Source organism: Vibrio sp. AK197, from assembly GCF_053903115.1.
In genome coordinates, this window is record NZ_CP096429.1 from 254,361 (window position 1) to 267,636 (window position 13,276).

Here is a 13,276-nt window from a genome sequence, read left to right on the forward strand (position 1 = left end):
TTGACGATTAGAAAACGGATTTTTTTACAAAATATGGATTATCATATTTTTTCGCCGGCCCTAAGTCTTGAACCACAAGTTTATTCCAAAGGGCTTTATCAAATTCTCCTTTGGGAATAGAAGGGTATAACGTTTCGACCTCTTCGGTGGCAAAACGCATAAACTGTTTTTTCTTTATTTGGTTATATTTACGAGCAATGCGATTGTGTTTAGCCAACCACTCTTGCTTGTACTTAACCAGTTTTGGCATCGCCTCATCAAGTGGCACTCGCGACAAATAAACACGCTTATAAGAGACTTTACGGTCGATCATCGTCCGCATTGCTGTCTGGATATATTTGCCATGCTCAGTGATGGAAAAATCTTTCTCATCAAATAAAGCGACATTCCAACCTGATGGGAACCAGTTCTTAGTTTGACGGAAATATTGATTGCGCTCTTGTAACGCTTGATGCAATACAATATCCGAGGTCCCTTTCAGCGTTTTTTGCCACTGACCAATGCGCACTTGAAGCGCATTTGGCAGGCGGTAAATATTAGTAAATTTATCTTGGTCCATTGATCAATACACAAATGTTATTCGGTCTTAGACATAATGAATTTTATCGATGGCCTATTTAGATTGTTCTCATCGATATAACACTAGGCAACTGAAAGTCGGCAGCTGGGTGTTGCTTAATTCAGCATAAGCTAAACTTTGCCCATTGTAGTGAAAACATACGTTGGTTACTACCTCAACCGCTGGTTAAGTCGCCGTTATCATGAAAAATGTCATTATTATCGTCTAATCTGCGAGTTATCGACGATGATTCATAGGGACGTATGACCTTATTTAGCCCTCAAGCTTGGTGTGTTTGCTATGCCCACTTTGGCTTAAGGCCCAATTATAGCGTGGTTTCTACGCTGTCTATTGGTCTCTATTTACGGCTTATTTCAATCACTTTGATGAAGGGTAATCTCTGTGATGTCACAGTGATATGCTCCCAAAACTTCACTGAGATTAATGTTAATTAGCGCGCACTTTATCAGTGTTCCTCATCGCTATTTCAAGACTGTGTTAATTTTCATTTCCACATTCTCTTTTCGATCTTCACGACATAATTTGCCAACAAATCGAGGTGATATTGCTCACTAAATTTGTTGGCTCAAAACCGATTCAAATGATCAAACTCACAGTTCAATCTTTGCCCTAATGCAAAAAATAAATTTATCGTTAGCATTCATCGAAACGTTTCGATGGTGTTATAAATAATAAAAATATTTGCTTAGATTTCGAAAAATAAAGCATTTGAATGTATCCATTAACTGCAACTTGAGGTCGGAAAATGAAAAAAAGTGCGTTGATAAATTCCCATTTATCCCACCTAGTTTCTACGCTAGGGCACACCGATGAAGTCACGTTTGGTGATGCGGGACTGCCGATTCCTGACTCGACTCAACGTATTGATTTAGCTCTCACTTTAGGCATTCCTACCTTCTTGGAAACCGTCAAGGTTTGGCTGAGTGAGGCGCAGATCGAAGGCATCGTTTTAGCCGAAGAGATCAAAACCAAAAATCCTCAACTTCATCAATCGCTATTAGCGTTGATTGAGCAATCAACCACGCAACCTATCCACATTGAGTATGTCAGCCACGAGCAATTTAAGTCGCGTACGGCACAGAGTAAGGCAGTCGTTCGCACGGGTGAGTGTAGCCCGTATGCCAACGTCATTTTTCAATCTGGCGTTGTGTTTTAACTCGACTGAGAGGAACCGTTATGAGTGATGCAATTTTACAGCTCAGCGACATCGAAAAGTCTTTTCCCGGAGTTAAAGCGCTCGATAAAGCCAGCTTAAATGTCTATCCCGGACGTGTCATGGCGCTGATGGGTGAAAATGGCGCTGGGAAATCGACGTTAATGAAAGTATTAACGGGTATTTACACACTTGATGGCGGCGAAATCCGCTATCAAGGACGACCAGCCGCATTTCAAGGCCCTCGTGATTCTCAGCAGGCGGGCATCAGTATTATTCACCAAGAACTCAATCTTATTGCTGAATTGACCATTGCAGAGAATATTTTCCTTGGCCGAGAAAAAACCAACGCGTTTGGCAAGATTCTATGGAATCAGATGTATCGAGAAGCGGACGCTCTACTGGCTCGTCTCAATGTCAAACGCAGTGCTAAAACCCCGCTAGGTGAACTGAGCCTTGGTGAGCAACAAATGGTGGAAATCGCCAAGGCACTCTCCTTTGAATCTAAAGTGATCATTATGGATGAGCCAACCGATGCTTTGACTGATACCGAAACAGCATCGTTGTTTAACGTGATTGATGAGTTGCGTAGTCAGGGGTGTGGCATTGTTTATATTTCCCACCGACTCAAAGAGATCTTTGAAATTTGTGACGACATTACGGTGTTGCGTGACGGCAAGTTTATTGGCGAATGCTCAGTCGCGGAGACACATGAAGATGGCCTCATCGAGATGATGGTTGGGCGCAAACTGGAAGATCAGTACCCACGAATTGATGTCAAAAATGGCGATATTTGCCTTGAAGTGACCAATTTAACGGGGTCTGGTGTGCATGACGTGTCATTCAGCCTCAAGCACGGTGAGATTTTGGGCGTGTCAGGCTTAATGGGGGCGGGGCGCACCGAATTAATGAAAGTGATTTATGGCGCGCTACCAAGTGAACGCGGGCACATTACCTTAGAAGGCCAAGTGCTGACTCTCAACTCACCGGAAGATGGCGTGCGAAGCGGTATTGCCTATATTTCTGAGGATCGTAAAGGCGATGGGTTAGTTCTTGGGTTGTCCGTGAAAGAGAACATGTCTCTGTGTGCGCTCAATCGTCTCTCTAACGGCATTCAAATTCAGCATCAGCAAGAGCTGCTCGCGGTGGATGACTTTATCAAAGTCTTCAATATCAAAACGCCCAATCGTGACCAAATAATCGGTAACCTCTCTGGGGGTAATCAGCAAAAGGTAGCAATTGCAAAAGGGTTGATGACAACGCCTAAGGTTTTGATTTTGGATGAGCCGACTCGTGGTGTCGATGTTGGCGCAAAAAAAGAGATCTATCAACTGATTAACCAGTTTAAAGCCAGTGGCATGAGCATCATTTTGGTGTCATCAGAAATGCCAGAAGTGCTTGGCATGAGCGATCGAATTATCGTGATGCATGAAGGCAGAATTAGCGGTGAGTTTGATGCCAAACAGGCCGACCAAGAAACTTTACTTGCCTGCGCAGTAGGTAAATCGCATGACGAGGTAGCAGCATGAGTACCAATACAATGAATAAAACGCCCCAGGTTTCTTCCAATAAATGGCCGAGCAAAGCTTGGTTGATCGAACAGAAATCGCTCATCGCTTTAATCTTTCTGATTGTGGTGGTGTCATTTTTAAACGCGAACTTCTTTACGGTGGATAACCTACTCAACATTCTGCGCCAAACCTCGATCAATGCCATTATCGCGGTTGGGATGACGTTGGTTATTTTGACCGCGGGTATTGATTTGAGTGTCGGTTCGGTACTTGCGTTATGTGGTGCGCTTGCGGCAAGTATGATTGGCCTAGAAATGTCGGTATTCATTGCGGTTCCACTGACTTTGCTTGCCGGCGCAGCGCTGGGGGCATTGAGCGGTACCATCATCGCTAAAGGTAAGGTGCAAGCTTTTATTGCGACCTTGGTGACGATGACGCTGCTTCGCGGTGTCACTATGGTATATACCGATGGTCGCCCCATTTCTACAGGGTTTACCGATACCGCAGATGCATTTGCGTGGTTTGGTACTGGTTACGCCTTAGGTATTCCTGTCCCCGTGTGGTTGATGGTCGTTGTGTTTGGCGCTGCGTGGTACTTACTCAACCAAACGCGTTTTGGACGCTATATCTACGCCTTGGGCGGGAATGAGTCAGCGACCCGTTTATCCGGTATTAATGTTGATCGCATCAAAATTGGTGTTTATGCCATATGTGGCATGTTATCAGCACTTGCTGGCATTATCGTAACATCCCGCTTGTCGTCAGCGCAGCCTACAGCAGGTATGGGCTATGAGCTTGATGCTATCGCTGCAGTTGTCCTTGGCGGCACCAGTTTGATGGGCGGCAAAGGTCGGATTATGGGCACGCTTATCGGTGCGCTGATCATTGGCTTTCTCAATAATGCGCTTAACTTGCTCGACGTCTCGTCGTACTACCAGATGATTGCCAAAGCTGCCGTAATTTTGCTGGCGGTGATGGTCGACAACAAAAACAAATAAACAACAAACAGGGCTGACCAAAGAGTCAGCCTCCCCAACCCTCCCTGAAAAGGACGATAACGATGAAAAAACTGACCACTTTGATCTCTGCCGCTTTACTTTCATCTACGGTATCGGTTGCTGCCCAAGCACAGGATACCATGGCGATAGTATTGTCAACGCTCAACAACCCGTTCTTTGTCACCATGAAAGATGGGGCAGAAGCTAAGGCGAAAGAGTTAGGTTACAACTTGATTGTGCTTGATTCACAAAACGATCCGAGCAAAGAGCTGTCGAACGTAGAGGATTTGACAGTTCGTGGTGTTAAAGCGGTTTTGATCAATCCTACTGATACAGACGCCGTATCGAATGCGATTCGTATGGCCAATCGTGCAGATATTCCAGTATTGACGTTAGATCGCGGAGCTCGTCGTGGTGAGGTGGTCAGTCATATCGCGTCGGATAACGTGATCGGTGGTGAAATGGCGGGTCATTTCATCATGGAGAAAGTGGGTGAAAAAGCCAAAGTCATTCAACTTGAAGGGATTGCGGGAACCTCGGCGGCACGTGAGCGTGGTGAGGGCTTTATGAATGCAGTCAGCAGCAGTGAAATGACGTTACTGGCCAGTCAACCTGCTGATTTTGACCGTACTAAAGGGCTTAACGTCATGGAAAACTTACTGGCAGCCAATCCAGATGCGCAAGCGGTGTTTGCTCAGAATGATGAAATGGCGCTTGGTGCGCTGCGCGCCGTTCAAGCTGCGGGGAAAGACATTACTATCGTAGGCTTCGATGGGACCAAAGATGGGATCGCTGCTGTGAAACGAGGCAAGTTGGCCGCTACAATTGCTCAGCAACCTGATCTTATCGGTGCATTGGGCGTGGAGACAGCAGATAAAGTGCTAAAAGGTGAGAGTGTTGAAGAATACATTCCGGTACCGTTAAAAGTGGTGACAGAATAATCACGCATCTGCCCTCGTTAGGAGGGCAGATAGCTTTATTCACGACACCGTGAATAAAGCTATCTCCATTTGCTGTGAAATAAGGCTAGTTAGCCGAGGATTATTGTATGAACAAGCTAGTTGTACTAGGTAGTGTAAACGCCGATCATGTTCTTCAGGTGCCTTCTTTTCCTCGCCCCGGTGAGACATTACATGGCCAAAATTATCAAGTGATTCCCGGAGGCAAAGGGGCAAACCAGGCGGTCGCGGCGGCGCGGCTTAACGCGGATATTGGCTTTATTGCCAGTATCGGTGACGATTCGTTTGGCATTAATATTCGCGAAAGCTTTAAATACGATGGCATGGATGTGTCAGCCATCAAAATGGCGCCCAATTGCCCAACAGGCATTGCGATGATTCAGGTCAATCAGAGCGGAGAAAATACCATTTGTATCTCAGCGGAGGCCAATGCCAAATTAACCTCAAACGCCATCGAAGAATATTTACCTCGTATCCAGCAAGCAGATTATCTTTTGATGCAGTTAGAGACCCCAATAGACGGCATTGAAAGTGCGGCCAGAGCCGCTAAAAAAGGGGAGACTCAAGTGATTTTGAACCCCGCGCCAGCCTGCGTGTTGTCTGATGAATTATTAAGTTGTATCGACATTATTACGCCGAATGAAACCGAGGCCCAAGTGCTGACCGGGATTGAAGTGAATGATGATGTCACTGCGCAGCGTGCGGCCAATGCACTGCATGCGAAAGGTATTGCGACGGTGATGATTACGTTAGGTGCCAAAGGCGTGTGGTTAAGTCAATCACAACAGGGCCAACTGATCACCGGCTTTCGAGTGGATGCCGTGGATACCACCGCTGCGGGCGACACGTTTAACGGCGCATTTGTGACTGGTTTATTGGAAGGTTTGTCTTTAGAATCAGCAATTAAGTTCGCTCATGCGGCGGCGGCGTTATCGGTAACTCGATTTGGCGCTCAAACGTCCATTCCTAGCCGCATTGAAGTGGATGAGTTTTTGCAACAGCACAGCTAATCTTTGCTAGGGAAAAGGAGTGACCTGTGGCAACAATGAAAGACATTGCAAAGCTTGCCGGAGTGTCAACGTCCACGGTAAGTCATGTCATTAATAAAACGCGCTTTGTCAGTGAAGAGATCGCTGACAAAGTCAATCGCGCCGCCCAAGATCTGAATTATGCGCCTTCCGCGTTGGCGCGCAGTCTTAAAATGAATCGTACCAAAACCATCGGTATGTTAGTGACCACTTCAACCAACCCCTTTTTCGGTGAAGTGGTGAAGGGCGTGGAGCGCAGTTGTTATCACCAAGGTTACAACTTAGTACTCTGTAATACTGAAGGTGATTCGCAGCGAATGCGTGCTTCTATTGATACCTTGCTCCAAAAACGGGTAGATGGATTGCTCCTGATGTGCTCGACCTTAGTCGGAGAGCGTATTGATATTTTTGAACGTTATCCAGACATCCCGATCGTCGTTATGGATTGGGGCCCGATGTTGTTTAGCAGTGACAAAATTCAAGATAATTCACTGCAAGGTGGCTACATGGCTACCAAGTATTTGATTGAAGCAGGTCATCGTGATATTGGCTGTATTACAGGGCCTTTAATTAAACATCAGGCGCAGATGCGCTACGAAGGTTACAAGCGAGCCATGAATGAAGCTGGGCTTGGGTTTAATGCCGACTGGATCTTAGAAGGTGACTTTGAGTGTGAAGGGGGCTATCAATGCTTTAAGCAGTTGTATGAAAGAGGCAATTTGCCTAGCGCACTGTTTGTTTGTAATGACATGATGGCAATGGGAGCCATTAACGCCGCAAACGAACTGGGTGTGAGTATTCCTGATGATGTATCAATGATTGGATACGATGATGTGCATGTTGCTAAGTTTATGACCCCGTCCCTCACCACCATTCATCAACCGAAATACCGTTTGGGCAAAGCGGCGGTTGAAGCGCTACTGAAAAGGCTGGAGCAGCCAGATGGCGAAACTCAGATGGTTCAGCTTGAGCCCACCTTAGTTGAGCGCAGCAGTGTAATGCCTATCAATCATTAGACCAGCAAAGTGCTGGTCTCGTTCCTAACAGCTCAAAGCTGAAATATTTTGAAGTGACTCGAAGCGATATGTCGTTAAACGTAACGCTTGAGTTGGTGCTGGAAACAATATGGCATTTTGATTATTTCCTTAGCGTGAATGATGCGATTTTTACTTTCATTTAAGCAGCAGTTGCTAGCTTAAGTGCATGGCGTGAAGCCAGTGAATTGTTAGTCAGTCAAAAAAGGAATAATAATGAAACAGTTATATATCTCCAGTGTGCTAGGTGCTGCAGTTTATGCTGCGCTCTCCAGTGTTCAAGTTCAGGCTCATGGGTGGGTGGAGTTTCCAAGTGCGCGACAAAATATCTGCTTTTTAGACGGGGGTTTTTGGGATAGCACCATTCCGAATGCCGCGTGTCAAAATGCTTACGATCAATCGGGAGCCTATCCGTTTGTGCAGCGTAATGAAGTTTCCGCGAACGTGGCCAGTTATAACGATATGGATGCCGTGAAAGCGGTTGTGGTGGATGGTCAGCTTTGTTCTGCGGCTGACCCTGCGAAATCGGGGTTGAATATCCCTTCGCCAGATTGGCAAAAAACTGCAATAACGTTAGATGAAAATCAACAAATTGAACTGGTCTTTAACGCTACCGCGGTTCATAACCCCTCGTATTGGCAATTTTATCTCACTACACCCAACTATGATGGATTTACTCCCCTTACGTGGAATGATTTGGAACAGATTGGTGAGGCGCAAAATGTCGATGCTGGAAGTGATAAAAAGTACCGAATCAAGGTAACACTGCCTTCGCAGCGCTCGGGGGACGCGGTACTCTTGACTCGTTGGCAGCGTGTCGACCCAGCTGGAGAAGGGTTTTATAACTGTAGCGACATTACTTTTAGCGCGGATGGAGACAGCAGCATTCCAACGGTTCCCACAGAGCCTCCAGTTGAAAGCCAGGATTTAACATCATTGGGTCAATTTGTGGAGACAGGGTTTGGCCCAGCGGAGGTTGGCGATACCGTGCGTTTTCGCAGTTTCGACCGTGACGGCAATGAAATTCGTGATCTAACGATGATGATATCTAACACCAACCTCAATACTTGGGGGCCAGAACTCGCGGCGCAGTTTAACCAAGATAACGAGGGTTGGGTTATCGGTATTTGGAGTGAATCGATGCAACATTATATGTTCGATAGCGAGAACCTTTACGCAAACCAAGTGCATGCTCCAGATGCTCTTTTCAGTTATCAACTTTCTTTAATAAAACAAGATCAGCCACCAACGCAAGTCGATAACTTATGGCAAGCTGATATCATATATGATGTGGGAGGCGTGGTAATCCATGATGGACAAAGCTGGACGGCACAGTGGTGGACCCGTGGCGAAGAGCCGGGAACAACAGGGCAATGGGGCGTTTGGCGCTAGCGATAATCATGTGGGGTGGTGCTTCGGCGCCGCCCTGACTTTAATTTTAATATAGAAAAAAGCCACCTGTTTCCAGGTGGCAAAAGGATGTATCTGGGGGGGAGTATAATGGTCAAACAGGAGCCTATGTTTAGCCTTCTTGACCTCCACGGTTATAAGTGTAGTTGTAATCGACATCAACTATCGCTCGATATTGCACATCATTATTGCTCAGCGCGACTTCTTTGACTTGAATATTCATATCGTTGATTTCAATGCTGTCTTCGTCCACTGACTGCGGCTCTGCCAGAATTGGCAGCTCATCGCGAAGCTCTTGAGAAGACATATTGGCAAATTTATTTTTGATTTGTTCCCCGGCGCGTTTGGCTTGCCCTTGATCTGAGAAAGCGTTGGATTGGAACGTTGTTGCTGTGTGCTGAGTCAGTGGCGCGGCAAAGACTGATGTGCTTAGGGCCAAAACGGAAGCGCTAGCGACTAGAATCGTCTTTTTCATAACTTTCTCCTCATTGGTTAACGTGAAGTTCTACTCTAACCAAATCGAAGTAAGAGGTCAGTCAACAGATGTGAAAGTTATTCTAGGTTGTTACATGGAATTCCTGACAATTCATTTGCTTAAGTCAGAGAACTTTAAGCAACGTCATTCAAAAGACAGGAGCGAGCGGCTATTTTAATTTTCAACAAAAATGCCGTTAGTAAAATGTCTAAAATTAAAATTATCCTTTTTAATCACTCTAACTCATCGGCTTAGCGGTCAATCACGTATCAGTCTATTAACGATGATAAAGAAAGCGTTATCGGCTGGTGGTTTTGTGAAGTGGTGTGAAAACAGACAACATTCGCATCTTGTTTTGGTCGCAACCATCATAATACTGGTGGAATATGATGTGATTGATGAGTATTGAGAGCGCACGACGTGGGATGGATTGGAAGCAATGATGAAAAAATGTTTAGGCTTGATATTGGTTTGCAGTGTATTAGTCGGTTGCAGTACCCAATTTATCTACCGCAATATTGACTGGTTTTTGATTGATTATATTGAAGACTTTGTTGAGTTAACCGATCAACAAGAGGAGATGGTCAGCCGTAGTGTTGCACACTTGAGCACTTGGCATAAGTCATCGGAAATCCCACGCTATATTGCACATATCGATGAATTAATGGCGGTCGATCCCACCACATTTACCGCGCAGCAATTTCAGTATCAACGCCGTAAAATGACCCAACATACTCAACGTTTGCTACGTAAAGCAGAGCCTGATATTGAAGCATTAACGGCCGCGATGAGTGACGAGCAGGTGAGTGACTTGATGAGCGCAATTCGTACTCAGCATGCTGAATTTAAAAATAAATATCAGGATTTGACTGAGCAAGAGCTGCGAGACGTATATCGTGAACGTGCACAAGAAAACCTCGAAGATTGGCTCGGTGATTTAACTCGATCCCAGCAAGTACTATTGAGTGAGTGGCAAGATGCATTGATTGTGACCACACCAGATTGGATTGACCAGCAAACCAATATGCGAATAGAACTCAAAACGTTACTGGCAAAACGCAGCGATCATGATTTCTTTAGTCGTCAGTTTGAAACGCTCTTACTCCATCCAGAATCGTTTTTTTCCGATACCCTAAAAGAGAAAAACGCGTTTAATCAAACGGTAACCGAGAAATATATGGTCGCGATGATTCGCAGCATGACACCAGAGCAAACTGCGCATGTGAGAAGTGAACTTGAAGATTGGAAACAGATCGCGCAGGAAGTGCTGGCCACTGAGGGAGATTAAACAAGGGAGCCAAGAGGGCTCCCTTGTTGGTGCGGTTTATCGTTTGTTTAATCCTTTGCTGTTCAAGTAGCCAAGAATATGTGGGCGAGATTCACCCGCTAATTTAGTGGTCACTTCCTCAGACCAAGAGCTCTGCTTTTGGTTGCTTGAACGGTTGGCATAATAGTCATGCATCTTAGCATCGTACTCAGCGATGCGTTCTGTTTGTAATGGCTGGTACTGGTTTTCATGCACAATCACCTCGGCCGGGAGTCGCGGTTTCAGTTCAGGCGTTTGGTCTGGGTGACCTAAACACATACCAAACAGCAGGGCGCTGTACTCAGGAAGACCTAATAATTCATCAACTTCTTTGGCGCAGTTACGTAACCCACCGATGTAGACACCTCCCAAGCCAAGTGATTCTGCGGCCAGAAGACAATTTTGCGCCATAATGCCTGCATCCGCAGCACCGATGAGCGTCAGTTCGGCGTAATCAGGTTTTACCTGTGGGTTCATCTGATAGTGACGTTGATAATCGATACAAAAAACCAGAAACTCCGCAGCCGTTTCGACATATTTCTGATTCCCTGCATATTGAGCAAGTGCCTGACGTTTTTCAGTATCGGTGACACGAATAACACTCACGACCTGAAGTAAGGACGATGAAGACGCGGCAATCCCTGATTGCAAAATGGCATTTAATTGCGTTGTTTCAATCGGTTGGTCGGTAAATTTGCGAATAGAGCGATGAGCTAAGATAGTGTCAATAACTGAATTCATAGTAAAGCATTCTCGTTGGTTAAACCTAGAGTAAAACTCTAACCACAAATCAGGCCGTTGTCGATATCGCCAAGGTGAGTGATGATGGTTGCTTATGCGCCAGTCTATGTGACACGTAAAAATCGACGTGTTGCTCAATATTTTATAAATATAATAAAACTTTGGTTTGGTTTTAATTGAAACCGAACTAGTACCGCCTTACTATTGAGCACTGTAAAAATAACAATGTTGTCTTTCATTTTCTAACACAGTCATTTGGCGGTGTTATTTTTAGTCACTTTTAAGGATGTAAAGTGTATGGCCAATTTGTCCTTCAAAAACAAGCTGTTGTCACTTATTGTCGCGATTATTTTCATTACTATTCTCGTTTCGTATTTCAGTGTTAATCACTTCATTAGCAACTACATTTATCAATCAAATTCCAAAAGTATTACCCATAACATCAACCTGCTACACAATAAATTACAAACCGAGCTGGAGGGTAAATTGTCACTGGCGAGCAGTTTAAATTTCAGCATGATGGACGTGGCGGATACTCAAGCGAATTCAGGTTTCTACAAAGTCGTTAAAATCTTCAATGGTTATGCTTTCGATGAAACCGGTGCCATGGATGATGCTCTGGCTGAACCCTATGTTCAGCAGGCGGAAAATCACGGCGATGAGATGGTCGTTAGCCCCGTGAAAGAAGTGGACGGCAAAGAGTTGGTGACCATTTCTGTGAAGCGTATTGATGAGTCAGTGGACTTTTTCGTCCTTGATTTAGCCGACTTGATTACCATCATCAATGATTATGCGCTTGAGGGAAGTTATGCTGAACTCGTGGCGGGAGATAAGGTCATTTTCTCCAATAAGCACGGTGATCACCTTATCCCTATTGAGCGGGAAATGGAGTTTGCCGGGCAGAATTGGTCACTGACTGGTTACATTGACCGAGACAGTATTCAAAGCAATACGGATACCATTAACTGGAAGATCACGCTTGCATTACTCGTCTGTGCCGTATTGGTCATTGGTATTAGTGTGGCGCTATTGCACATCGCCTTTAAGCCGCTGGCTCGACTGAACTCGCTGGTGGGGGAGCTTTCTCAAGGCCAAGGAGACCTCACGCAACGTTTGACGGTGGATAGCCGAGATGAAATTGGCCAGATTTCTAATTCTATCAACTTGTTTATTGAAAAACTGCAAGCGATGTTCATTGAAGTTTCTGAGTCATCAAAAGAGATCGACAATGCGATACAGGATCTTAACAGCCAATCTCAGTCAAACTCTAAAACGCTTGAGCAGCATACGCTAGAAACTGAGCAAGCGATTACGGCCATTGAAGAGTTGAGTGCCTCAGCAAACTCGGTTGAGCAGAGTGCTGGTGACGCTGCAACCTTAACTGAAACCACGAATCGTAATGCTGAAGAGTCTAAGCAAACGGTAACCGATGCGGTCAATAGTGTGAATGCCTTGGTGGATCAAGTGGTTGCGATGTCTGGTACGATTGGTGAAATGAACCGTGATACTCAGGAAATTGGCTCTGTACTCCAAGTGATTGGTGAAATTGCCGAGCAAACCAACTTGTTGGCACTCAATGCAGCGATTGAAGCAGCGCGAGCAGGCGAGCAAGGCCGAGGTTTTGCTGTGGTAGCCGATGAAGTTCGCGCCTTAGCCGCGCGCACTCAGCAAAGCACCTCACAGATTAACGATATTATTGATAAGCTGCGCCTAACCGCTGAAAACGTCGTATCGGATATGACCTCAACACGTGAACGTTGTGAAAGCACCGCAGAGCATACCAACAAAGTGATGGATTCGCTGAATGTGGTGACTGAATCCGTATCGGAAATCAACGACTTAAACTCTCTGATGGCGACCTCTGCCCATGAGCAGCGCACGGTGACGGAAGAAGTCAGCCGTAATATGTCTGCTATTCAGGAAATCATCCGTCAGTTGAACGCTAACGCATCACAAACCATTAGTGTGAGTAGCGAGTTGAAAGACACCTCTGAAGGGCTATCTTCGGTGGTCTCGCGTTTTAAAGTTCAATAAACGCGGTAATAAATAATCTAAAGGGAGCGAAAGCTCCCTTTTTAATG

The 13,276-nt window shown here is 45.4% G+C and carries 12 protein-coding genes; 9 read left to right on the top strand and 3 right to left on the bottom strand.

Going from position 1 to position 13,276, the window contains the following annotated elements; genetic code table 11:
* Positions 1–7: 7 nt before the first annotated feature.
* Positions 8–559 carry an MSHA operon transcriptional regulator gene (locus M1D72_RS01165; RefSeq protein WP_456295226.1) on the bottom strand — a complete coding sequence of 184 codons (552 nt, stop codon included), beginning with the start codon at positions 557–559 and terminating at the stop codon, positions 8–10.
* A 766-nt stretch (positions 560–1,325) separates the two neighbouring features.
* Here M1D72_RS01165 and rbsD point away from each other — a divergent pair.
* From rbsD to M1D72_RS01200, 7 genes are all read left to right on the top strand, one after another.
* Positions 1,326–1,736 (top strand): D-ribose pyranase, encoded by a 411-nt coding sequence (rbsD, locus tag M1D72_RS01170; RefSeq protein ID WP_456295227.1) that lies wholly within the window; start codon positions 1,326–1,328, stop codon positions 1,734–1,736.
* A 20-nt stretch (positions 1,737–1,756) separates the two neighbouring features.
* Complete coding sequence (gene rbsA / locus M1D72_RS01175) at positions 1,757–3,262, top strand: ribose ABC transporter ATP-binding protein RbsA (protein ID WP_390193176.1); 1,506 nt, start codon at positions 1,757–1,759, stop codon at positions 3,260–3,262.
* On the top strand, positions 3,259–4,242 hold the full coding sequence (rbsC, locus tag M1D72_RS01180; protein ID WP_390193179.1) for a ribose ABC transporter permease: 984 nt from the start codon (positions 3,259–3,261) through the stop codon (positions 4,240–4,242). Before rbsA ends, rbsC begins: the two co-directional genes overlap by 4 nt.
* Before the next feature lie 62 nt (positions 4,243–4,304).
* Complete coding sequence (rbsB, locus tag M1D72_RS01185) at positions 4,305–5,183, top strand: ribose ABC transporter substrate-binding protein RbsB (RefSeq protein WP_456295228.1); 879 nt, start codon at positions 4,305–4,307, stop codon at positions 5,181–5,183.
* Between the two features lie 107 nt (positions 5,184–5,290).
* Positions 5,291–6,211 carry a ribokinase gene (gene rbsK, locus M1D72_RS01190; RefSeq protein ID WP_390193185.1) on the top strand — a complete coding sequence of 307 codons (921 nt, stop codon included), beginning with the start codon at positions 5,291–5,293 and terminating at the stop codon, positions 6,209–6,211.
* Between the two features lie 26 nt (positions 6,212–6,237).
* Positions 6,238–7,245 (top strand): substrate-binding domain-containing protein, encoded by a 1,008-nt coding sequence (locus M1D72_RS01195; RefSeq protein ID WP_456295229.1) that lies wholly within the window; start codon positions 6,238–6,240, stop codon positions 7,243–7,245.
* 234 nt (positions 7,246–7,479) lie between these two features.
* Complete coding sequence (locus tag M1D72_RS01200; protein WP_456295230.1) at positions 7,480–8,655, top strand: lytic polysaccharide monooxygenase; 1,176 nt, start codon at positions 7,480–7,482, stop codon at positions 8,653–8,655.
* Between the two features lie 130 nt (positions 8,656–8,785).
* On the opposite strand, the gene M1D72_RS01205 is transcribed toward M1D72_RS01200, so the two are convergent.
* Entirely contained in the window at positions 8,786–9,148 is a 363-nt protein-coding gene (locus M1D72_RS01205; protein WP_390193195.1) for a DUF3316 domain-containing protein, read from the bottom strand.
* Positions 9,149–9,587: 439 nt separating this feature from the next.
* On the opposite strand from M1D72_RS01205, the gene M1D72_RS01210 reads away from it, so the two are divergent.
* Positions 9,588–10,436, top strand: coding sequence for a DUF6279 family lipoprotein (locus M1D72_RS01210; protein WP_456295231.1), 849 nt, complete (start codon positions 9,588–9,590; stop codon positions 10,434–10,436).
* Between the two features lie 36 nt (positions 10,437–10,472).
* Here the strand turns inward: M1D72_RS01210 and nfsA are convergent, their stop codons facing one another.
* Complete coding sequence (gene nfsA, locus M1D72_RS01215) at positions 10,473–11,195, bottom strand: oxygen-insensitive NADPH nitroreductase (RefSeq protein ID WP_456295232.1); 723 nt, start codon at positions 11,193–11,195, stop codon at positions 10,473–10,475.
* 297 nt (positions 11,196–11,492) lie between these two features.
* Between nfsA and M1D72_RS01220 the strand changes: the two genes are divergently transcribed.
* Positions 11,493–13,229 carry a methyl-accepting chemotaxis protein gene (locus M1D72_RS01220; protein ID WP_456295233.1) on the top strand — a complete coding sequence of 579 codons (1,737 nt, stop codon included), beginning with the start codon at positions 11,493–11,495 and terminating at the stop codon, positions 13,227–13,229.
* Positions 13,230–13,276: the final 47 nt, after the last annotated feature.